We start from the raw sequence: 22,158 nt of genomic DNA on the forward strand, positions 1-22,158 counted from the left end.
GAAGGAAATCCATTGAAACTAAAACAAAGTGCCCCATCCGGCGCATTTATCGGCGCGTCCTGGCTTGCCCTGTTTATCGGCGCCCTTACTTATTCAATTGGTCTGTGGAATGCGACCATGCAGCTAAATGAAAAAGGGTATTACTTCACGCTGATCTTGTATGGTCTGTTCTCTGCGATTTCTTTACAAAAATCCGTGCGTGACAAACAGGAGGGGATTCCAGTGACGGGTCTGTATTTCGGATTGTGCTGGTTATCCGTTGGTGCTGCCTTGCTCTTACTTGCCGTGGGTTTGTGGAATGCAACGATTGTCCTGAGTGAAAAGGGTTTTTACGCGATGTCTTACGTACTGAGTTTGTTTGCTGCCGTAGCGGTGCAAAAAAACGTACGGGATGCAGCGCTGTTCAAAACTGAAATGAATGCTTCGGATTTTTCCTCCGAGGATGCCTGAAGCGGGAGTTTACATTTGTATCAAGGTGAGAAAAAAGGCTTGCGCATTCCGGCAAGCCTTTTTCTTATTGAACAGTTCAACCTGTAGTTTCGTTACTGTTTTACTGAAGCATTCTGCCAATAAGCTTTACTAAGTTCGTAAATACACTATAGTTAGTGGGTAACATTTCTTCGTATGCATCAAAATGGGTTTATCTGCGATCAGTTTTTGAATCAAGTCTTCTATAAGATATAATACTGAGGTTATTTGAAAGCTTGGCGCAAGGTTTATCGACCTACAATGGATGCCAGGTTGTCTTCTTAGGTTCAGAGCAAGCCGATCACATGGCCGATTCCATCAAAAACACTTCATCACCGATACGCGAATTTTTCATCCAGGGACTTACCAGTGATGGAAAACAATTTCGTCCCAGCGATTGGGCTGAGCGCCTGTGCGGTGCCATGTCTTGTTTTCGTCCTGATGCAGGGAGGAACGCACACCTGATTTACTCACCTTATGTACGCCCTATTTTGTTGGACGGTGTGCGTTCTGTTGTCGTGAATGAGGCCTTACGTGAGATTGAGCCGCTGGCCTACCACTTCGTTCTTAGCTTTGCAAAAGATAATGATTTGCAAATTGTCGATGCGTGTTTATTGCCTGATCCACAAGTTGATTCAGACTCGAATAAATCGACAAAGTAATTTTCTGAGATTTCCCCAAGAAGTAATCAAATAGGCTTTGTGTAAATCTTATTTGAGCTTTGTCAAAAATGCTGCTGTGACTTGTTCACGCAGCCAGCGGTTGGCCGGATCGTTTTCTACATTTTCATGCCAATACAAATAAACATCCCAGGACGGCATTGGTAATGGCAGCGGCAAAATCTGATTACCAAACTGTTGATTCGCAATCCGTGCATAGCCTTCTGGCATAGTCAACAACAGATCTGTCTGACTAGCCACACGGCAAGCCGCAAAATAATGCTGGCAGCGCAGGCGTATGCGCCTTTGCAAGCCGAGACGGCTCAATTCAAAATCTTCCAATCCCATACCCTTGCGTCTTGAACTGGCGAGCACATGCTCGGCTTGCAAATAAGTATCCAGGTCTAACTTGCCTTTTTTAATTGCCGGATGGTCTTTGCGTGCGATGACGACGGTGGTGTCCTGTACTATTTTTTGACGGCGGATTTCATTCGGTAAAGGTAATAACATATCAATCGCCAGATCAATACTCCCTGCGGCAAGTTCGCTGACCAGTTCGCGGCGCTCGACTTGAATCGCCGCAAGGCTGACCTGCGGCGCTTGCTCCGTGATGTTCTTAAGTAAAGGCGGTAGTACTGTTGACTCCAGTACGTCACGCAAAGCCAGGTTGAATTGCTTGTTCGCCAGCATCGCGTCGAACTTGCCTGCATCCGCCAAAGTAACTTCCAAGCCGCGTAACGCTTGTCTTACGGGTTCTATGATGTTACGTGCCAATGGTGTAGAAACCATGGCATGCCCCTGGCGGGTGAATAGGGGATCTTCAAAGATGATGCGCAGCCTGTTCAGTGCGTGACTGATCGCCGGTTGCGTCAGAAGCAGCTTCTGACTTGCGCGGGTCACGCTGCCCTCGGTATAGATAGTCTCGAATACCGTGAACAGATTCAGGTCGACTTTTGATATATGCATGAAATTAATTTAACTTGATAATAACTATTTATTTGATCAATTATATCCTGAGCCTTACACTCGACTCATTCTGAATTCGCTCTGCAAACTGAGGGGTCGTCGCAATGGCACAAATTTATCTGGTTCGACATGGGCAGGCTTCCTTCGGCAATCAAAATTATGATCAGCTATCTGAGTTAGGCAAGGAGCAGGCGCAGCATCTGGGGCGTTGGTGGGCCGCACGCGATCTGAGCGTGTCGCGGGTAGTCACAGGTAAATTGCACCGTCACGTACAGACCGCACGTGCGGCGATCGCTTGCTTACAGGGCATCGCCGAAGACAGGCTCAATGTTGCGGACTGGGAGTGTGACCCTGACTTTAACGAGTACCACCACCACGAGGTATTAGCCAAACATGTGCCAGCCTTCGATGATCCAGCTGAGGTAAAGCGGTTCTTGCTCACGACACCAAATGGCAAACAGGCGTTTCAAGATATCTTTGCGCAAGCGATTACGCGCTGGATGTCGGGGCAGTTTGATCAGGAGTATTCAGAAACCTGGACGGCTTTTCGCCAGCGGTGTATTGCTGCTCTGGAGCGCCAGATTCATCATCCCGACACCGCAAAAAATATTGTGATATTTACCTCGGGTGGCACGATTTCTGCCATTTGCCAGCATGTACTGGATTTTCCTGACGCGAAGTTTTCTGAACTGAACTGGTCGCTGGTGAACAGCGCCGTGACCCGTCTTCACTTACAGCCGCCATCGGAGGGCAAGCCCGCCAGACTGGCGCTTGCCTACCTGAATAATTTTGCTCACCTTGAACAATTAAATCTCCCCAAACACATTACCTACGTATAGGAGCTGGCGCATGACAAATTCGACTGATTCGGTTGATCTTTTTGATCTGAGCGGCAAAGTGGCGCTCGTCACCGGTGCCAGTCGCGGCATTGGTGAAGAAGTGGCAAAAACGCTGGCAGCGCATGGTGCCACCGTGATTGTATCCAGCCGCAAGGCAGATGCCTGTGAGACGGTTGTCGCCGCCATCAAGGCTGCTGGTGGCAAGGCAGAGGCACGTGCCTGCCACATCGGTGAGCTGGCGCAAATCGACGCCTTGTTTGTCGATATAGAAGCCGCGCACGGACGGCTCGATATTCTGGTCAACAACGCCGCAACCAATCCTCACTTTGGACATATCACGGAGACCGATGCCAGTGCCTTCCAAAAAACGGTGGATGTGAATATCCGCGGCTACTTCTTCATGTCATCCGCCGGCGTCAAAATGATGGCAAAAAACGGTGGTGGCAGCATCGTCAATGTGGCTTCTGTCAACGGCGTGATTCCGGGGGCAATGCAAGGTATCTATTCCATCACCAAGGCTGCCGTCATCGCCATGACCAAATCGTTTGCGCTGGAGTGTGCCCCCATGGGCGTCCGTGTCAATGCCTTATTACCTGGTGCAACCGATACTAAATTTGCCTCTGCTTTATTTCACAACCCGGTGATTCTGGAAAAAGCCTTAAGCCGTATTCCGGTGAAACGGATTGCCGAACCCAGCGAGATGGCGGGCACTGTCCTGTATCTCGCGTCGCAGGCCGCAAGCTACACAACAGGCGCCTGTATTAACGTTGATGGTGGCTATCTGATCAGTTGATCAGCTCATTTTTATAAGACAAACGACTACCCATTTTTTTGCAAGGACACAGCATGGATTTCCAATACAGCCCCAAAGTAAAAGCACTGCAAGCGCGTTTAATCGCCTTCATGGATGAACATATTTATCCAAATGAAGCCACCTTCTACGGCGAGATCGAAGCGAACCGTAAAACTGGTAATCCCTGGATTCCAACGAAGATTGTCGAGCAACTGAAAGCCAAGGCGCGTGCAGCTGATTTGTGGAACTTGTTCTTGCCAGAATCCAGCCACGGCGCGGGTCTCACCAATCTTGAGTATGCGCCGCTGTGCGAAATCATGGGCCGTTCTCTGTGGTCTGCTGAAGTCTTTAACTGTGCTGCACCGGATACTGGCAACATGGAAGTCTTTGCCCGTTACGGGACACCGGAGCATCAGGAAAAATGGCTGAAGCCTTTGCTGAATGGCGAGATCCGTTCTTGCTTCGCGATGACCGAGCCTGCGGTGGCTTCATCAGATGCAACGAATATCGAAGCATCGATTGTGCGTGAGGGTGATGAGTATGTCATCAATGGACGCAAGTGGTGGTCTTCCGGCGCTAATGATCCACGCTGCAAAGTTTTTATTTTCATGGGTAAGAGCGATCCGGATAATGCCGATCGCCATAAGCAGCAATCGATGATCATCGTGCCGCGTGACACCAAGGGTGTAACGATTTTGCGCGCCTTACCAGTCTTTGGTTATGACGACGCACCACACGGACATGGCGAGGTCGTTTTTGACAATGTACGTGTACCGGTATCGAATATTTTGTTGGGTGAAGGACGTGGTTTTGAAATTGCCCAAGGTCGCCTTGGCCCTGGCCGTATTCACCACTGCATGCGCCTGATCGGCTTGGCAGAGCGCGCGCTGGAAGATATGTGCAAACGCTCATTGCAACGGGTTGCTTTCGGCAAGCCGGTAGCAGAGCAGGGCGTTACCCTGGAGCGTATTGCCAATAGCCGCATCTTGATTGATCAGGCCCGCTTACTGGTCTTAAATGCTGCGCAGATGATGGACACCGTAGGCAACAAAGCTGCCGCGAAAGAAATCGCGATGATCAAAGTCGCTGCACCGAATATGGCCTGCACCGTCATTGACTGGGCGATCCAGGCGCATGGTGGTGGTGGGGTCTCGAATGATTTTGGGGTTGCTTATGCTTATGCGCAAGCGCGTACCTTGCGTCTGGCAGATGGTCCTGATGAGGTTCATCGTAACCAGATCGGCAAAATGGAATTGAAAAAATATAAGATCGGCGCACACTAATCAGCACCGTTATTCTTCGCCCCGGTAAGCTTTAATTCGATATTGAAGCTTGCCGGGGATTTTCGCATCATAGAACTGTAAATTAATTCAACGGGAACGAAGCAATGACAGATATGACATTTAAAGAAAAATCCGTATTGGTTACTGGCGCGGCCAGCGGCATTGGTCGCGCTGCGGCACTGGCATTTGCCAGAGCCGGTGCCCGCCTGACGATTGCTGATATTGATGTGGCTGGTGCTGAAGAGACGCAGGCGATGATCGCGCAAGCAGGTGGTACGGTACGTTTTGTGAAAACGGATATCGCGAACGCCGCTGAAGTCGAGGCACTGATCCATGGGATTGTCGATGCTTACGGTCGATTGGACTGCGCATTCAATAATGCCGGGATCGAGATTGAACATTTACCACTCGCTGGTTCGGACGAGGCGACCTTTGACAAAATCATGAATGTGAACGTCAAAGGTGTCTGGTTATGCATGAAGTATGAGATTGCCCAGATGCTGAAGCAAGGCGGCGGCAATATCGTCAATACCGCCTCGGTCGCAGGTCTGGTCGGAGCACCCTTGCAGCCGATCTATGCTGCAAGCAAACATGCGGTAGTTGGCCTCACCAAAACGGCGGCGGCAGAATACGGTCGCGCCGGTATTCGCGTCAACTCCGTTTGTCCCGGTGTGATCCGTACGCCGATGCTGACACATGCGCTTGAGCGCGAACCTCGCCGCGAAAAAACCATCAAGAGTATTCATCCGATTGGCCGCATTGGCGAAGCCGAAGAAATCGCCAATGCAGCGCTGTGGCTGTGTTCTGATTTATCATCATTTGTGACGGGACATCAGCTTGCAGTGGATGGGGGGCTGACGGCAATCTGATCACGGTCTTTGTGCCATTAAATATAGATTTAAAAGGGAGTATGTCAAAAAATAGGGCATATACTTCAGGTTTTTATTGGGTGATTAAAAAATACAGGTGGGAGTATGGTAATTTACTACCCACGATATATTTCATTTCCAACCGAGTGAGAGAGACAATATGAGTGATTTTCCCTGGATACAATCTTACCCCGCTGGCGTACGTTGGGATGCGGAGTTGCCCATCATGCCGGTGCCGCAATTGCTCGATGAGGCGTTTGCCAAATGGCCGGATCATGTTGCGCTGGAATTCATGGGCAAGAAAACCACGTATCGTGAATTGCACGCCCAGGTCAATCAGGCGACCAAAGGATTTCAGCAGATCGGTGTGAAGCCTGGCGTTCATGTCGGCCTGTTCTTGCCCAACACTCCGCACTATGTAATCAGTTTTTTTGCGGTCCTCAAAGCAGGTGGTACGGTCGTCAATTACTCGCCTCTCGATGCTGAAAAAGTCCTCGAACATAAGATAGCCGATAGCGAAACCGATATGCTGGTCACGCTGGATATGGTGATGCTGTATCCGCAGATGGCGAAAATGCTCGGTCATACGCGCCTGCAAAAACTCATCATCGGTAACATCGCCGAGATGTCGCCTTACCCAGATGCAGTACGCGCCAGTCTCGACAAGGCACAGCAGCTATGCGCCATTCCGGCAGATGCCTTGCACGTGCCTTTCGCACAGTTACTGGCAAACGACGGACAGTATCAGGCAATCGCTGCGACAGATCCCAAAGAGACGGTCGCGGTCTTGCAATACACCGGTGGTACCACGGGTTTGCCAAAAGGTGCGATGCTCACGCATGGCAACCTGACCACTGCGGTCAGTCAGATCATGGAGACCCTGAATGTCGATCCGCCCGTATTGACCGAAGGGGCAGAGCGCCTGCTTGCAGTGCTGCCGCTATTCCATATCTATGCCCTCACGGTAGATATGTTATTCGGCATACGGCTGGGCGCCGAGATCGTTTTGCATACGCGTTTTGATGTCGATGCCGTAGTCAAAGATTTGTCATCGAAAAAGATTACCGTATTTCCAGGTGTGCCGACGATGTACACCGCGATCATCCATTATCCCGATATCAAGAATCATGATTTGAGTTCGCTAAAATTCTGCAACTCCGGTGGCGCACCTTTACCAGCGGAAGTGCTGCAACAATTTCAGAGCATCACCGGCTGCACTTTGCTTGAAGGCTGGGGAATGACTGAGACCTCGCCGACCGGGACCTTTACATCTATCATGAGTCCGCGTAAGCCCGGATCGTGCGGATTACCAACCCCAGGTATTACGTTTAAATTTGCTAGTGTCGACGACGCACGCAAATATGTCCCCATAGGTGAACGTGGAGAAATTTGTGTCGCCGGAGCGAATATCATGAAAGGATATTGGAAGAAGCCGGAGGCCACTGCCGAGTCATTTACGGCGGATGGTTTCTTCCGTACCGGCGATGTCGGCTACATGGATACAGAAGGCTTTGTCTACATTGTAGATCGCACGAAAGATATGATTTTGTGCGGCGGTTACAACGTCTATCCGCGCAATATCGAAGAGGCGGTATATGAGCATCCATCGGTAGCCGAAGTCAGTGTGATCGGTATACCTGATGAGTATCGTGGCCAGTCACCGAAAGCTTTTATCAAGCTCAAAACCGGTGCTGAAGGCTTTACTCTGGAAGAGTTAAAGGAGTTCTTGAACGACAAACTGGGCAAGCATGAAATGTTGCAGGCAATGGAGATCCGTGCCGATTTGCCAAAGACACCAGTCGGTAAATTGTCTAAAAAAGAATTGTATGAAGAAGAGGCAAGAAAGTCCCGTGCTTAATTATTGCTACTCCGGGTAATTCAAATAATTTCAGTAATTCAGTAATTCAGTTTTAATTAAATTTGAGGAATAAAAAAAGCACCGGCATTCACCGGTGCTTTTTGTTTTTTCTGCAAAACGACTATGTAAAATCTGTCGCAGCGACAAAGGCCGCAACCATCGCCTCTAAGCCCGCCTGATCTTCTTCATTGAATCGATTCAGGCTTGGGCTATCGATATCAAACACGCCATACAGCTCGCCATTTTTTATCACAGGGATCACGATCTCGGCATTTGACGCAGAGTCGCACGCGATATGGCCCGGGAACGCATGTACGTCTGGCACTAAAATAGTCCGGCGTTGCGATGCCGATGCGCCACAGACACCTTTGCTGAATGGGATACGGGCGCAGGCAACTTTACCCTGAAACGGACCAACTAATAATTCCTGCTGCGTACCGCCGGAGCTAGCTTTCGCCGGTTTAACCAGATAAAAACCTGCCCAGTTCAGATCGGCAATCGTGTCATACACCAGCGCAGAAAATTGTGCGGCATTCGCCGTAAGATCGGTTTCACCTTCCAGGATACTGCTGACTTGACGGATGAGCAGAGCGTAATCGGGTTGTGTACTGGCAGCAGGAGGTGTGAACATAATGGGACTGAGAAATAAAGACTAAGGTTGAGCATTATATCGCTGTGCTGACATGAGTGCTGAGCCCGAATTTCAAATGGCGTAACGGTGTATGTAGGTATTGGGTGCAACTAATCTCACAAAACAGGAAGTCGGTTTTGCTATTATTTTTTCCTAATGCTTGGAAATACAGAGACTCGGAATTTTAAAAAACTCAAACTATCAAACTTGAAAATAAATACTGAAAATAAAAAAGCGAGCTATCAGGCTCGCTTTTTTCAGATCATCTGAGAATCGACGATTCAGGGAACGCCGCACAGACAATGTGTCATCACCGCGTAGCCTTTGCCTTCTTTATTCAGGTCCGCCAGCCAGCTCAACTCTTTAGCGATTTGTGTTGCCGCTGCTGGTGGTACACCCGTCGGTACTAAGGCGAGCTTAAACTGATCATTCAAGACTTGGGTAACGGAGGCGCCGAACATAGTGAAGAGGCGATCAAATTTTGAGGGTTCCCGTTCGATGTAAGAAACGCGGAAATCTTTGCCGAGTTTGGCGCGTGCTGCCGCAGATTTAATTGCGTCACCATAGCTGCCCACCGTATCGATCAAGCCGCGTTCTTTGGCTTGCTGACCTGTCCATACGCGGCCTTGTGCCACTGCATCGATTTTGTCCGGCGTGGTCTTGCGCGCTTTGGCGGCTTTGCTAGTGAAGTCGTCATAAATATGATTGATACTTGCCTGAATGACTTCGCCGAATTTTGGGTTCAAAGGACGCATAGGATTGAAACCATCGCCCAGCCAGGTCGTTGTTGTACCACCGGTATGGACGCCAATTTTATCCAGTGCTTTTTCAGCCGTCGGCAAGATGGCAAATACGCCGATTGATCCTGTCACTGTCGTTGCATCGGCAATCACTTCATCTGCCGACATCGAGATCCAGTAACCACCAGAGGCGGCGACATTGCCCATAGAGACGACAACGGGTTTGCCTGCATTGCGAGTCAGTTCAAGTTCTCGACGGATGAGTTCTGAACCGAAGGCGCTGCCACCAGGTGAGTCGACGCGTAAGACAATCGCTTTGATCTGGTCGTCCTCGCGCGCTTTGCGAATCAGATTTGCTGTTGACAGTCCGCCGATTGATCCGGCTGGCGCAGTGCCTTCGCTGATCTCGCCGGCTGCAATCACAACACCGACGGCATCACCGAGAAATTTGGGTACCTGACGAGCCAGATAATCGTCAAAGCCAACCTGCTTGAAGCTCTTGTTCTGATCGTCTTTGACACCTTTGCCTATCATCAGTTGACGCAACTCGTCACGTGTCTTCAGACCGTCGACCAGTTTGGTATTGACGGCCATTTTGGCGATGTCTCCGCCTGTGACTTTGAGCAGTTCCGGTAATTGGTCGATGCCTTGCATGATGCTGCCAGCAGGCAGCTTGCGCGCTTTTTCTACATCGCCGGTGTAGGTTGCCCACATCGCGTTATACAAGAAGCTCTCGGCTTCGGTCGCGGCGGCAGACGGTTCATTGGCAATGTACGGTTCGGCAAAACTCTTATAGGTACCGACCTTCAGTAGATTGACGGTGATCCCGATTTTATCGAGTGCATCACGATAGTAATTGCGATACCGGCCAAAGCCGTTCAGCATGATATTGCCCATAGGGTGCAAATAAACCTCGGTGGCATGCGAGGCCAGATAGTATTGGCGCTGATCGTAACTAGAGCCCCAGGCGACGACCGTTTTGCCATTGGCCTTGAAGCGATCAATCGCGGCGGCGACTTCGCGCAGCATCGGCAAGCCTGCACCTTGCATCTCATCGAGCAGCAAGACCGCACTGGTGATCTTGGGATCTTTGCCTGCTGCATCGAGTACGGTCAGGATGTCACGCAACTGCGTTGTTTTTTTTGCGTTACCTTGCGCTTCTGCCAGAACGTTGTCACGCAGACTGCCGGCATTTTGTTCAACCAGTGTGCCTTTCAGATCCAGCAGCAGAGCTGTTTTGTCGTCAATTTTTTTTGCAGATCCACCAAATATGCCTACCGCCAGCGCAATCAGGAGTGCCAGTAAAATGAAATTGAGGATCAGCCGGCGGCCAAAATCCAGCGTCTTCCAGACAAAAACGATACTGTTCTTGATCCAGCGAAAGGGTGAGAAAGACATAGGCACTCCTGGTTATAGATTTTAAACACGCTGCGGACAGACGGCAGCGTTCAATGAAATAGTGACGTATCAATAGCAGTTCGGGCAACTACGCATAACGACTACCATAAACAAAAATTACAGAATACAGAAAACTAACATCTTAAATGTTGATTTCGAATGAACATCTCAAACGAATAATGAATGCCTTAGTTTGTCAGGATTTATCGAAGCAAAATAGCAATCCTGATGAGGCATTCATCTTACTCCTTAGTCAGGCCAGATCGTTTGCAGCAATTGCGCCAGATGCGCACCTGCTTTGGTCAGCGACTCTTCTTTGACTTGTGCCATCGTTCTTTCATACGCCAGAGGTAAGGCGATTGACCAGTTATTGCCTTTGACATTGGGTGTACGTTCACTGAACTGAGCGCCTGCAAAAACGATACGCGCATTGCGAATGGCGTCATCGGCCCACAGGACCGCCCACTGTTCCGGAGGAGCTGTGTCTTTTGCGATTGTCTTGGCTTTTTTCGTCAGGAAGTCGTTCATTCTGCCGCGCTTGAAGTTCTGTGGCAGGTCATCCCATAAAGAATGCAGATTGCCGCAGGGGCATTGCAGTGCATTGCCACCTATCGTATTAGTAGTTTTATCTAATCCCTTATCATCCGGGTTGATGATTTTGCCATCGGCGTCCAGAAAAATCGATCCTACATGCAGAGGCTGATGGATATCTCCAACATAGTGGGTCAGCAGCATCAGGGCTTCGCGCTCGTCCTTGATGTTGAACGGGGCTGGCGCTTTTTGCCCACGCAAGACAGCGATGGTTGCTTGAATAGCGTTCACGATGTCGTGATCATTGGTGCCGGCAAAGCCGGTTTTGTAATGATCATGCTGCAGGCTGATGTCGGTGTAGTGATATTGCTTGTGGCAGGTCTCTTCATCCGCGCCAGGATTGCAAGCATTGTTATTCCGGCGTACAAAATCGGCGAAGGCTTGAATATCCTCAGGATTTTCAAATGGCTGACATTCAGCGAAACGTCCCGTCACTGTGTACGCAAAATCTTTTTCGGGGCTGATTCCTTTGGCGCAATCTGCCCACACCGAGATCTGCTCTAGTGTGCGCGTGCCTAAAAGACTTTTGACTTTGCTAGCGGCCTTGGTGCCAGCCAGCATATTGTCAGCGATAGCCCCGACAGTCTGATGGCCGTCTGCTCCCCATGCAAAGGCGAGTTGCGGAAGCAGGGCGATACTGGCTAAGACGCCAGCAATAAATTTTTTTGTCATGCGAGATCCAGTGAAATTCAGGGGCGCTAAGCTTAGCGTTGATATAAGTTAACCAAGAGAAAGATTAAACCATCTTTTTACTCAGACTGCTATGTCTGCCGGATTGTTCCACGGAGTTTCATATAGGTAGCATCCGTTTTGGTATACCCATTATCTGAATTCTTTGGGAGGCCACATCGTTTCTTCATGAATACCAATTCTCGGGTCCGTCATATGTTTGGCAAATTCCAGGAAGAATTCACGATTTTGTTGCGAGAACTGTTCCTCGATTTCTTCCAGAGAGGCAATGCAGGGAATGACCTGCCCGTAGTAGTCGGTCGCAGGGCCTACTTGCCGAAAATTAAAATGATGGTATTGCAGCAGGCGCATCAGGCTAGGCTCCATCGCGGCGAGCCAATATTTGATGCCGCGCTGTTTTGAATAAGTAAACATCACGCGAAACAGTTCCATCAATAAATCGGAGATCCCAAAATCGGTAAAGTCGCTGCGTACTGCGCCGATTGAAGGCGGTGTCGTTTGTTTCGGTGGCCGTATCATGGCTCTTTTTTTCTTGCTGATGATAAGCCGGGATATTTCGGCAAACTCCAGCGAGCTTGCACCTTTGGGGAGTTGTGAGACCTTGCAGTGATCAAAAATCGGGAAGTGCATGGTGGTCGAACGCACCAGACGTAAGGAGCCCACGATATTGTCACCCGAGGCAAACGCACCCAAGTGAATTGCCGATTCATCATAGTCGTCATTCTCTGTGCCCTCGGGATAATCCTTGGCATCCAGGAACATCTTTTCGAGACAATACACCTGGTAGCGCAGAGCAAATATCTTTTGCAGCTCATCCTGCTTTTTTACTCTTTTTACATAAAACATCAGCAGCCTTGTGGAGACGTGGTCAACAATCAGAATCCTAGTGGTCTATCGTTTCTTCTCGTTGATCAAAGACGAAGTCATTACGCTTTCATTTATCAGTGTGATTATTCAAATAGTAATTGACTCTTTGTTGCATTTGATTGCGAATCAATGCTTAAGATTGTTTAACAAATTTGTAACCTTGCTTCACATTGTTAAATGGCCGAAGACACTAAAATTCAGTCATAGCATTGTCGTTCATTCACTATTTGACTGCAAACATCCGTATCAATTTTTGATCATTTGTTGCATCAACAAAGTGCCGAGTCTTTTGTAAAAAAGTTTCCGTATCACATGAACTCCTATGTCGATTCAACTTGGTTTTCAAGATATGCCAATAGTAGTACGCATTTCTAAAAACTTGTTATTACATTTATAAGAGTAGTGTATGCGACCCCACGGAAATTTTAAAATTTATACGGATGGCCAGATTTTGGTCTCAGAAGTGACCGGCCCCTGGAATACCGAGCTGGTTCAAGAGTGGGTAGATTCCATGCTGCCCACGATTCAGGAACTCTCGCTTAAAGGCCCTTGGGGTACGATTGCCATCGTCAGCAATTCCTTGCTTTGTCCAAAAGAAGCCTTGCAATTGCTCACAGATAAAGCGCGTGGTGCAGTTGGCAAATATCAGTTAGTTGGCAGCGTATATGTGGCGGCACCAGACGTAGACGGGCGGAATTTTATTGAGCCTGTGTACGAGAAATTTTATAAAGACATCTGTCCGATAGAATTTTTTGATGATTACCCAGATGCTCGCGACTGGGTTCGCCAGCGATGCCTGGATTATGCAAAATCGCATGTCTGATTTTGATCTGCCTTTTTTGAGCTGTCTTTATCTATGCCCCATGTCAGGCCAGGTTTGAGGTAGCTTTTCTCATCTTCGCTGTCGCGATTTTTGCCATAGCAGTAGTCTATTCGACACAAACCCTAAACACCGTTAAACTAGGCAGCTTTGCTTAATTTGGCCATTACCGTGTCTGACCTTACTCCTTCCAACGAATCTGAAGCAATTCAGTCCGACGCTCCTCTCAGTGTTGTCTCCAGCGATTTGATCCAGCGTGAAGTCGCCCGCCGCCGTACTTTCGGTATTATTTCCCATCCGGATGCGGGTAAGACAACACTGACTGAAAAGTTGCTGATGTTTTCCGGTGCGATCCAGTTGGCGGGTACGGTAAAGGCGCGTAAGAGCGGTCGTCACGCCACTTCCGATTGGATGGAGATCGAAAAGCAACGCGGTATTTCCGTCGCGTCCTCGGTCATGCAGTTCGAGTACCGAGATCATGTGGTGAACTTGCTGGATACGCCTGGTCACCAAGACTTCTCCGAAGATACCTATCGCGTATTGACCGCTGTCGATTCTGCCTTAATGGTGATCGATGCTGCCAAGGGTGTGGAAGAACAGACACTGAAGCTGCTGAACGTCTGCCGCATGCGTAATACGCCGATTATTACTTTCGTCAATAAGATGGATCGTGAAACACGTGATCCTCTGGAGTTGCTTGACGAGCTGGAGTCTGTGCTTAAAATCCAGTGCGCCCCCGTCACCTGGCCTATCGGTATGGGCAAGACTTTCCGCGGTGTCTACCATATTCTGCGCGACGAAATCTTGTTGTTCACCCCGGGTAGCGAGCGTGCCGATCAAGAGTTCGAAGTGATCAAAGGTATCGACAATCCGCGTCTGGCAGAAATGTTTCCGCTGGAAATCGAACAACTGAAGATGGAGGTTGAACTGGTACATGGCGCATCTCATCCGTTCAGTCTTGCTGACTTTTTGGCTGGCGTGCAGACACCGGTGTTTTTCGGTTCGGCGATCAATAACTTTGGTGTGCGTGAAATTCTGAACGCCTTGCTCGACTGGGCTCCCGCGCCGCGTGAGCGCGATGCCAGCGTGCGTTCTGTCGTGCCAACTGAAGTGCCATTCTCCGGTTTTATTTTTAAGATTCAGGCGAACATGGATCCGGCTCACAGGGATCGCATTGCTTTCCTGCGGGTTTGCTCAGGTCGTTTTGAACGCGGTATGAAACTCAAACACTTGCGTCTGAATCGCGATATCAAAGTATCGTCGGTCGTGACTTTTATGGCATCGTCACGCGAGCAAGTGGAAGAAGCATATGCCGGCGATATTATCGGTTTGCCGAACCACGGCAATATGCAGATCGGGGATAGTTTTTCTGAGGGTGAATTATTGCAATTTACCGGCATTCCTTATTTTGCACCGGATTTTTTCCGCACGGCACGTATTCTGAATCCACTCAAAATCAAGCAATTACAAAAAGGCTTGCAGCAGCTAGGTGAAGAGGGTGCAGTACAGGTATTCAAACCCGTAGTCAGCAGTGATCTGGTACTGGGCGCAGTCGGTGTCTTGCAGTTTGAAGTGGTCGCTAGCCGTTTGAAAAACGAATACGGTGTCGATGCCGTATTTGAAGGAACCAGTATCAGCAGCGCGCGCTGGATTACCTGCGATGATAAAAAAATGCTGGCAGATTTTGAGCGTTCCAGTGCCGGTGGCAATATTGCTTTTGATGCAGCCGGAAACATGGCTTATCTTGCGACTTCGGGTGTGAACTTAAAACTCACTCAGGAGCGCTGGCCGGGTGTTGTGTTCCATGCGACGCGCGAGCATGCTGCTAAATTGGATTGATCCTCGTCTGTAGCGAAGAACAAAAAAGCGCCTCATCACTGATCATGATGAGGCGCTTTTTTCTTTGCGTTTATACGGATTTGAATCGTGGCGCAATCGACAGTGCCACCAGTGCCAGAGCCAAAGGCAATGTCGAAATAAAGCCCAGATATTTAAATCCTGCGGCACCCAATAATCCTCCGCAAAAAAACGCACTGATCAGCATGAGATGTAATCTCAGTTTGTAGCGGTTAGCTACAACTTCCCCGTGACTTGGATTGACTTTATCCCGGTTCCAGTAAATCATTTTGCCTAGCTCTATTCCGACATCGGTTACCAATCCTGTGACATGTGTCGTTCTGATTTCTGCATTAGAGATTTTAGTAATCAGTGCATTTTGCAAGCCCATTACATAGCATAGCAATACTGCTGTGAAGGACACGGTGATAACTTCGTGCTGACGTAGACTTGTACCAACCAGGCCAAATACGATCAGCAAACTTGCTTCCAGCAGCAATACGGGGGCGTAAATATAATGTGGTGTATTACGCTTGGCATAATTCACCATGAGTGCGGTACTGGCAGATCCAAGAACAAAGGCGCATAGCATCAGCGCCGCGGCAAAGGCGGGAATCAGTCTGCCAAGGATCAAGTCATCGGCTGCGGAGGAGACAATGCCAGTCATGTGTGAGGTATATTGACCGACTGCCAGAAAGCCGCCTGCATTCAATGCGCCTGCGATACTCGCCAGCGTGACACCTAAGTGCAAATTCGCTTGAGCCGTGCGCTTAGGTGAGGTAAGTTGAGCGAGATACTGAATCGGCATGAGAGGCTATGACAGACTTTATGCGGGGCAAGAACTCAGTGTAGCGCGCTGACAGAAAATCTTGCAAGATGCTACCCTCAATTAATCTAGAAAAAAGATCATCCAGATACAAAGGACATGTAATGACTAGCATCCGTAAATTAATCCATGGCCAGACTCGTGACATCGGCTTTCCTATCCGGCGCCTGTTGCCGGATGCAGACGTGCGCCGTATCGGTCCCTTTGTGTTTTTTGATCATATGGGGCCGGCTTTATTTGAGGCCGGAACGCATGTGGGTGATGTACGACCACATCCGCATATTGGCCTGGCAACGGTGACCTATTTGTTTTCGGGTGCGATGATGCATAGGGATAGTCTGGGAAGCGTGCAGCGCATTGTTCCCGGTGATATCAACTGGATGACGGCGGGACGTGGAATTGTCCATTCTGAGCGTATGCCGGCAGACATCCGTGAACAGCAAATAGCAATTCAGGGTTTGCAGATGTGGGTAGCTTTACCCGCCAGTGATGAGGACATCGCACCAGCTTTTCATCACTATCCCGCGAAGGATTTGCCGATGATAGAGCAGGATGGTGTACGGTTGCATGTGCTGGCGGGACAGGCATACGGACAGATCTCCCCAGTCGCTTGTCATAGCCCTACCTTGTATGTAGCGGGCTGGCTTTCCAAAGGCCGCAGCTTATTTATTTCAAATGAAACCGCGAATTATCCCGAGCGCGGCGTGTACATCGTTGAGGGTAGTGTCCTTCTGGATGGCGAGCCTGTTCCTGCCGGTACATTGATTGTGCTGGAGCAAGGCCAGAATGCGACACTCCTGGCAAGTGCTGATACGACATTGATGTTATTGGGCGGCGCGGCGCTGGAATCACCACCAGCGTTATGGTGGAATTTTGTCGCCAGTAACAAGGAAAAAATTGATGCCGCAAAAATCGCATGGATGAATCAGGATACCTCTATTTTTCCGCCAGTACCCGGTGAGTCAGAGTGGATTCCGTTACCGGAGCGTTGATTTATATTGAGCGGCCGGCGAGCACCCCGCGCCGATTAGCAGGTAGATGTATAGCAGGATCGGCACTGCCATCAAATACATAATGCTGAAAAAGCGCGCCCCAGGCCTCGCGCTGATCGGGTGGCAGGTGCTTAAAACTGTTCAGGCAGTGAAGCAGACATTCGAAAGGTGTGCTCGCTTGCGCAGGAGCGACGGCATTGGTCCACCAGTAATTGACCAGCACATTAAAGGCATTCAGTGATTCCACATGATGCCACCACAAGGTCGGGATAAAAATCGCATCGCCGGGTTGCAGTTCAGTGAACTGCGCCTGGGTTAGTGCATCTTTAAATTTGGGATAGCGAACAAAATCCGGCTGCTTAAATGACACCATGCTGATTGGTGAATTGGTCGGCGCAAAGTCGAGCGGACCAATATAAAGATTGGCTACCTGAGCAGGCGGAAACAGAGTGAAACGACGTTTGCCGCTAACTACACAAGCGATATTGTAGGATGTGTCGATATGTGCGGGTGTGGTAATCGCATTGCCCAGCCAGAGTCTTGGCAAAATCTGTGTGTCCATGAAAGGCAGTGCATGCTCATCGATAAAGTGCGGCATGCATTCGGTAATCATCGCGCTTTGTATTGCGACAGACGGCGCTGTGGCGAATTGTGCATAACGCAATGCCTGATCGACGACGGAAGATACGCTGACCTGATTACGTAAAAAATTAAAGCCATCCAGATTTTCGTTATAAAAAATTCTTCCCCTGACTTCCGGTGGCGTCAGAATGGCATCCACAGGTTTGCCTGTGTCGAGCTTTTTTAGGTATGTGCTGATCGCTGCGGCCGATATTTTGGCATGCCGGACGGCTGGCCAGGCATCGACAAATCCTCGCAATACGGCTGGTTGACCGCCCGGAATAATCTCATTCAGAAGAGTCTTTTTGCTGACGTCGCGCCATTCACGTATGGCGGCTAATTGTGCTGTCATGGTTGTATATGTCGTTATTGATCGCCGCCACTGATCAGTGGTGGGCGAAATTGTGATTACTGGCGAGAGGCTTCGGTCATGGATCTTTGCATTTGGTATTTATTGTACCCAATAGTCCAATTTTTAATAAGACATTAATACCAATTTAAGAATGAAAATACATGTGACTATTACGCGCTTACTATTTGCATGCTTAACGAAACTAATAGCAATTTTCTTGCAGGCTACATGATTAAGGCCTGTTTTTCTATCTGTAGGGTACTTAAAATATCGCCCAGCATGAGATTTGTCGGGCAATCCCTGATTGTATTGGTGGCACAGATATTAAAAATTTCATCACAAAAACATTCTTCTCATAAGAGTAGATGAGATTCTTCTGCTGTTGTAAAAACTAATCAGTCCACTTCTCTAAAAAATTTAAATTATTCAAATAAAAATATTTTAAAAACATATGCTTATATGTTTTTCTTAATGACTATTATTAATACCAATAATGACTTCGATAATACCACGTAGATACCGCTTGACAACCACTTTTGAGGTATCTACAGTGAGTTCAATGCAAAAATCTTGAGGTAAAAATTTCGGAATATGTCGTGCCACTAGAATCTGGTATCGGTACGACGAGGTTTCGCAATTGGTTCTGCTGGTTTTGCTAAGGCTGGTGTAGGACGCCTGATCTTAATCGGATAAAAAAGCAGAAATATTTCAAAGAGCAGGCATTTATAGAGCGCATTAAAAAATATGTTTTCAATTGTGGTATTTAAGTGGTTTTGCAATTCAGGCTTAGTAGTAAGTTGTATCCAAACGCTCATCTGCTTGGAAAAACAAAAACTCTGGCAGTGGAGCATCAAGTAGTTTTGATTGATCAATCTTGGGGGAGTAAATGAAAAGTAATTCGACACCTAAACTGACGCCGATCGCTTCTGGCGTTGCTGTACTGGTAATGACAGCCGCCATTTCGGCACACGCGCAACAGGTTGAACCTAAAGCGCAAGAAGTTGTTGTGACTGGTATCCGTGCAGCGGCACAACAATCTTTGAATCAAAAGCGTAATGCGGAATCACATCTGGAAGTGATCACTGCAGAAGATATTGGCAAGATGCCGGACAAGAACGTTGCTGATTCTCTGCAACGCGTTCCTGGCGTAACGACCAGCTCCGCAAGTGGCAATGAAGGTGGTTTCGATGAAAACGATCGCGTCAGTATGCGTGGTACTAACCCAAGTCTGACCCAGACATTGATCAACGGCCACAATATGGCTGCAGGCGACTGGTTTGTATTGAATCAAAGTGGCCCTGGTGTTGGTCGTAGCATCAGTTATACACTGTTGCCATCCGAACTGGTCAGCCGTATTGAAGTTCATAAGAGCTCTGAAGCCAGTCTGGTAGAAGGTGGCGTTGCCGGTTCTATCGACATCATCACGCGTAAGCCGTTAGAGTTCAAAAAGCAATTTACCGCAGAAGTCACTTTGGGCGCAGTGTATGCCGATCTGCCTAAAAAGACAGATCCACAAGTCAGTGCCTTGCTGAACTGGAAAAATGACACAAACACTTTCGGTGTCATGGTTCAGGCGTTCTCGGAAAAGCGCAGTCTGCGTCGCGATGGTCAGGAATTGCTGGGTTACGAGCAGATCGGTGCGAATAGCAAAGTCGGAAAATCGAATCCCGACTTAGCCGGTGCTTATTATCCGGTGTTGGTTGGTTCTGCGTTGTTTGAACAAACACGTAAGCGTCAAGGTGGTTTGATCGATTTTCAATTCAAGCCTAACAATGATTTCTCGATTGATTTCAATGCTTTTAGCTCGACCCTGGATGCCGCTAACTACAATCGCAACTACATGATGTGGGGCACTCACTTCATCAATAAAGGCGATGGCCAGGCACCGGATGCTGGTTATGTTGTCACGACAACTAACGGTGTGAAGACTTTGACTAAAGCCAATTTTACAGGTGTCGCTGGTACGCAATATGGTATCTACGATCAGATTTCTCGCCCTGATGCTGGTTCTGAAACCAATTTCTACAACGTTGATGCAAATTGGAAAGTCAATAGTTCGTTGAAGTTGAATGCGCAGTTGGGCACTTCAAGTGGCGTCGGTAAAACGACCACACAAGACGTTGCTGAATGGGATACAGGTAAGGGCACTGGCGCATCATGGGCGTTGAACGGTATCGGTAGTGCCGCTAGCTGGGGTCTGGGTTCCGCGAATAATGCAAGTAACGCTAACACCAGTCTTGACTGGATTTTCGGTGATCAGCAAATCAACGTTAAAGACAAAGAAACGTGGGCAAAGCTTGATGGTGAGTATGCGATTAATCAAGGTGTGTTCACTACATTGAAATTTGGTGTGCGAGGTACTGAGCATAAGCGTAATAATGACTTCGTCAACAATCAACGCCCTGAGCTGAGTGGCGCGGTATGGAGTGCGTTACCTTCTGGTGGTACCGTAACTTATCCAGGTAATTTCGGTAGCGGTCTGGGTGGCAACTTCCCGACTAATGTCTGGTCTTACACGGCGGAACAACTGGCAGCTTATGCCTCTAAATACGCATTGCGTCCAACTGATGGTTCACGCGAAAACTGGGCGTCTGAGTTTGCGTTGAAAGAAAATACGACAGCAGCATATGTCCAAAGCAATCTGGAAGGTCAAGGCTGGAGCGGAAACTTCGGCTTGCGTTTTGTGCAGACAAAAGAAAGCGTTTTGTTACCTTTCTCTGCTGATGCAAAAGCACCTGGTGCCATCACAACTTCATTGTTTGGTCCATTCGTGCGTCAACAGTTTGACAATACTTATAATGATGTTCTGCCTAGCGGTAACTTGCGCTTTGACGTACAAAAAGATGTAGTCGCTCGCTTTGCGATTTCCAAAACGATGACACGTCCTGATTTCGGTGCTCTGGCGAGCTCTATCAGTCTGAGTCCTCCGGCAGTAGTCGGCGGTGTTGGTAGCGGCAGTGGTGCTAACCCGGATCTGAAACCAATTCGTTCAAACAACTTTGACGCGTCTCTGGAATGGTATTTCGCGCCACGTTCGCTGGTTTCTGCTGGTTTATTTTACATGGATCTAACTAGCTATGTAGGCATTGGTCAAGTCTCTAAGAGCTACATGACTTACAGCGCTCAGGTGCCACAAGGCGCGATGGTTCCTTACATCTTGTCTGTGCCGATCAACACCAGCGCTAAAGTCAAAGGTATCGAACTGGCTTACGAACAGCCACTAGGTAATCATTTCGGCTTCTCTTCTAACTACACTTATGCTGATGCAAAAGATGCAGATAACAAAGAGGTTGTCGGTGCATCCAAGAATACATTCAACTTGAGCGGTTACTATGAAGACGACAAGTTCAATGCGCGTGTATCTTACAGCTATCGTTCTAGTTTCTTCAGTGGTCTTGATCGTGAAACAGCATTCTCCCAGGCAGCAACGGGTGCAGTGTCCGCCTCCTTTGGCTATAAGATCAATGACAACTTCAGTATCTCTCTGGATGCGCAGAATCTGAACAATCCAACGTTGAAATACTATGCGCTGAACGAAGATCAGCCGCGTTCGATTTATCAAAGTGGTCGTCAGTTCTATCTGACATTGCGCGCGAAGATGTAATCGATATCCATGACATGCTGAGCCTTAGTATGTCTGCGATATTGTCCTCTGACACGAAGTGATGGAGCATTGCTCCGTCACTTTCTTCTTTGTCAGAATCGTCTCACCAATAAAAAATTTTGAATGCAGCCAGATTGATCGGTTGTGTGCATTCCCATACTCGTGTGATTTGCAACAAATTACCGCAGATGCATCCATGTCACAGTTTCTATTGACAATTTATTGCCTGGATTGCCTGGATCATATGATCAAGTGCTTCCCTCATCGATAAGACGTAAGTGCATTTTTTTGAGTTAACTGAATAAGCGTAAGAGACGCAGGAGTTGTTGTATGGATTTTTCAAATCGCCAGCAAGAGCCGGGCAAGAAGTTGCTAGGGATAGGGCTGGTCGTTGCATTTCACGTCGTACTCGTGTACGCCCTGATCAACGGATTAGGGGTCAAAGTAGTCGAGTT

18 protein-coding genes are annotated in these 22,158 nt (G+C 48.5%); 11 read left to right on the forward strand and 7 right to left on the reverse strand.

The features are described 5' to 3' along the window. The first annotated feature begins 12 nt into the window (after positions 1–12). Both yiaA and ACO0K4_RS16725 read left to right on the forward strand, forming a co-directional pair. Positions 13–450, forward strand: coding sequence for an inner membrane protein YiaA (gene yiaA / locus ACO0K4_RS16720; protein WP_422957794.1), 438 nt, complete (start codon positions 13–15; stop codon positions 448–450). A 323-nt stretch (positions 451–773) separates the two neighbouring features. Next, positions 774–1,130, forward strand: a complete 357-nt coding sequence (locus tag ACO0K4_RS16725; RefSeq protein WP_422957795.1) for a DUF3579 domain-containing protein — start codon at positions 774–776, stop codon at positions 1,128–1,130. Positions 1,131–1,178: 48 nt separating this feature from the next. Here the strand turns inward: ACO0K4_RS16725 and ACO0K4_RS16730 are convergent, their stop codons facing one another. Then, positions 1,179–2,093 carry a LysR family transcriptional regulator gene (locus ACO0K4_RS16730; RefSeq protein WP_422957796.1) on the reverse strand — a complete coding sequence of 305 codons (915 nt, stop codon included), beginning with the start codon at positions 2,091–2,093 and terminating at the stop codon, positions 1,179–1,181. A 104-nt stretch (positions 2,094–2,197) separates the two neighbouring features. On the opposite strand from ACO0K4_RS16730, the gene ACO0K4_RS16735 reads away from it, so the two are divergent. From ACO0K4_RS16735 to ACO0K4_RS16755, 5 genes are all read left to right on the forward strand, one after another. Next, complete coding sequence (locus ACO0K4_RS16735) at positions 2,198–2,932, forward strand: histidine phosphatase family protein (RefSeq protein WP_422957797.1); 735 nt, start codon at positions 2,198–2,200, stop codon at positions 2,930–2,932. Positions 2,933–2,942: 10 nt separating this feature from the next. Next, complete coding sequence (locus ACO0K4_RS16740; RefSeq protein ID WP_422957798.1) at positions 2,943–3,725, forward strand: SDR family oxidoreductase; 783 nt, start codon at positions 2,943–2,945, stop codon at positions 3,723–3,725. A gap of 53 nt (positions 3,726–3,778) precedes the next feature. Next, positions 3,779–5,008, forward strand: coding sequence for an acyl-CoA dehydrogenase (locus tag ACO0K4_RS16745; protein WP_422957799.1), 1,230 nt, complete (start codon positions 3,779–3,781; stop codon positions 5,006–5,008). Positions 5,009–5,112: 104 nt separating this feature from the next. Continuing rightward, positions 5,113–5,877, forward strand: coding sequence for an SDR family oxidoreductase (locus ACO0K4_RS16750; RefSeq protein WP_422957800.1), 765 nt, complete (start codon positions 5,113–5,115; stop codon positions 5,875–5,877). A 160-nt stretch (positions 5,878–6,037) separates the two neighbouring features. Beyond that, positions 6,038–7,735 carry a long-chain-fatty-acid--CoA ligase gene (locus ACO0K4_RS16755; protein ID WP_422957802.1) on the forward strand — a complete coding sequence of 566 codons (1,698 nt, stop codon included), beginning with the start codon at positions 6,038–6,040 and terminating at the stop codon, positions 7,733–7,735. 121 nt (positions 7,736–7,856) lie between these two features. Here the strand turns inward: ACO0K4_RS16755 and ACO0K4_RS16760 are convergent, their stop codons facing one another. The 4 genes from ACO0K4_RS16760 to ACO0K4_RS16775 form a co-directional block, all read right to left on the reverse strand. Beyond that, entirely contained in the window at positions 7,857–8,366 is a 510-nt protein-coding gene (locus ACO0K4_RS16760) for a GAF domain-containing protein (RefSeq protein WP_422957803.1), read from the reverse strand. A gap of 281 nt (positions 8,367–8,647) precedes the next feature. Further along, positions 8,648–10,504 (reverse strand): signal peptide peptidase SppA, encoded by a 1,857-nt coding sequence (gene sppA, locus ACO0K4_RS16765; RefSeq protein ID WP_422957804.1) that lies wholly within the window; start codon positions 10,502–10,504, stop codon positions 8,648–8,650. Positions 10,505–10,753: 249 nt separating this feature from the next. After that, positions 10,754–11,767, reverse strand: coding sequence for a S1/P1 nuclease (locus ACO0K4_RS16770; protein ID WP_422957805.1), 1,014 nt, complete (start codon positions 11,765–11,767; stop codon positions 10,754–10,756). 150 nt (positions 11,768–11,917) lie between these two features. Next, positions 11,918–12,631 (reverse strand): PEP-CTERM/exosortase system-associated acyltransferase, encoded by a 714-nt coding sequence (locus tag ACO0K4_RS16775; RefSeq protein ID WP_422957806.1) that lies wholly within the window; start codon positions 12,629–12,631, stop codon positions 11,918–11,920. 427 nt (positions 12,632–13,058) lie between these two features. Between ACO0K4_RS16775 and ACO0K4_RS16780 the strand changes: the two genes are divergently transcribed. Continuing rightward, complete coding sequence (locus ACO0K4_RS16780; RefSeq protein ID WP_422957807.1) at positions 13,059–13,475, forward strand: hypothetical protein; 417 nt, start codon at positions 13,059–13,061, stop codon at positions 13,473–13,475. Between the two features lie 204 nt (positions 13,476–13,679). Beyond that, entirely contained in the window at positions 13,680–15,311 is a 1,632-nt protein-coding gene (locus ACO0K4_RS16785) for a peptide chain release factor 3 (RefSeq protein ID WP_422957818.1), read from the forward strand. A gap of 70 nt (positions 15,312–15,381) precedes the next feature. Here the strand turns inward: ACO0K4_RS16785 and ACO0K4_RS16790 are convergent, their stop codons facing one another. Beyond that, complete coding sequence (locus ACO0K4_RS16790; RefSeq protein WP_422957808.1) at positions 15,382–16,116, reverse strand: YoaK family protein; 735 nt, start codon at positions 16,114–16,116, stop codon at positions 15,382–15,384. A gap of 122 nt (positions 16,117–16,238) precedes the next feature. On the opposite strand from ACO0K4_RS16790, the gene ACO0K4_RS16795 reads away from it, so the two are divergent. Beyond that, on the forward strand, positions 16,239–17,126 hold the full coding sequence (locus tag ACO0K4_RS16795) for a pirin family protein (RefSeq protein WP_422957809.1): 888 nt from the start codon (positions 16,239–16,241) through the stop codon (positions 17,124–17,126). 1 nt (position 17,127) lies between these two features. Here the strand turns inward: ACO0K4_RS16795 and ACO0K4_RS16800 are convergent, their stop codons facing one another. Further along, positions 17,128–18,099, reverse strand: a complete 972-nt coding sequence (locus tag ACO0K4_RS16800) for a cupin-like domain-containing protein (protein ID WP_422957811.1) — start codon at positions 18,097–18,099, stop codon at positions 17,128–17,130. A gap of 886 nt (positions 18,100–18,985) precedes the next feature. Between ACO0K4_RS16800 and ACO0K4_RS16805 the strand changes: the two genes are divergently transcribed. Further along, entirely contained in the window at positions 18,986–21,703 is a 2,718-nt protein-coding gene (locus ACO0K4_RS16805; protein ID WP_422957812.1) for a TonB-dependent receptor, read from the forward strand. Positions 21,704–22,158 lie beyond the last annotated feature (455 nt).

The sequence above is a fragment of the Undibacterium sp. RuTC16W genome (assembly GCF_049339445.1).
Classification (GTDB): domain Bacteria; phylum Pseudomonadota; class Gammaproteobacteria; order Burkholderiales; family Burkholderiaceae_D; genus Undibacterium.

What these genes read in the sequence shown, in the direction of transcription:
- ACO0K4_RS16725 (WP_422957795.1), top strand. Translation starts at nt 774, where the DNA reads ATGGCCGATTCCATCAAAAACACTTCATCACCGATACGCGAATTTTTC.
- ACO0K4_RS16730 (WP_422957796.1), bottom strand. Translation starts at nt 2,093, where the DNA reads ATGCATATATCAAAAGTCGACCTGAATCTGTTCACGGTATTCGAGACT.
- ACO0K4_RS16735 (WP_422957797.1), top strand. Translation starts at nt 2,198, where the DNA reads ATGGCACAAATTTATCTGGTTCGACATGGGCAGGCTTCCTTCGGCAAT.
- ACO0K4_RS16740 (WP_422957798.1), top strand. Translation starts at nt 2,943, where the DNA reads ATGACAAATTCGACTGATTCGGTTGATCTTTTTGATCTGAGCGGCAAA.
- ACO0K4_RS16745 (WP_422957799.1), top strand. Translation starts at nt 3,779, where the DNA reads ATGGATTTCCAATACAGCCCCAAAGTAAAAGCACTGCAAGCGCGTTTA.
- ACO0K4_RS16750 (WP_422957800.1), top strand. Translation starts at nt 5,113, where the DNA reads ATGACAGATATGACATTTAAAGAAAAATCCGTATTGGTTACTGGCGCG.
- ACO0K4_RS16755 (WP_422957802.1), top strand. Translation starts at nt 6,038, where the DNA reads ATGAGTGATTTTCCCTGGATACAATCTTACCCCGCTGGCGTACGTTGG.
- ACO0K4_RS16760 (WP_422957803.1), bottom strand. Translation starts at nt 8,366, where the DNA reads ATGTTCACACCTCCTGCTGCCAGTACACAACCCGATTACGCTCTGCTC.
- sppA (WP_422957804.1), bottom strand. Translation starts at nt 10,504, where the DNA reads ATGTCTTTCTCACCCTTTCGCTGGATCAAGAACAGTATCGTTTTTGTC.
- ACO0K4_RS16770 (WP_422957805.1), bottom strand. Translation starts at nt 11,767, where the DNA reads ATGACAAAAAAATTTATTGCTGGCGTCTTAGCCAGTATCGCCCTGCTT.
- ACO0K4_RS16775 (WP_422957806.1), bottom strand. Translation starts at nt 12,631, where the DNA reads ATGTTTTATGTAAAAAGAGTAAAAAAGCAGGATGAGCTGCAAAAGATA.
- ACO0K4_RS16780 (WP_422957807.1), top strand. Translation starts at nt 13,059, where the DNA reads ATGCGACCCCACGGAAATTTTAAAATTTATACGGATGGCCAGATTTTG.
- ACO0K4_RS16790 (WP_422957808.1), bottom strand. Translation starts at nt 16,116, where the DNA reads ATGCCGATTCAGTATCTCGCTCAACTTACCTCACCTAAGCGCACGGCT.
- ACO0K4_RS16795 (WP_422957809.1), top strand. Translation starts at nt 16,239, where the DNA reads ATGACTAGCATCCGTAAATTAATCCATGGCCAGACTCGTGACATCGGC.
- ACO0K4_RS16800 (WP_422957811.1), bottom strand. Translation starts at nt 18,099, where the DNA reads ATGACAGCACAATTAGCCGCCATACGTGAATGGCGCGACGTCAGCAAA.
- ACO0K4_RS16805 (WP_422957812.1), top strand. Translation starts at nt 18,986, where the DNA reads ATGAAAAGTAATTCGACACCTAAACTGACGCCGATCGCTTCTGGCGTT.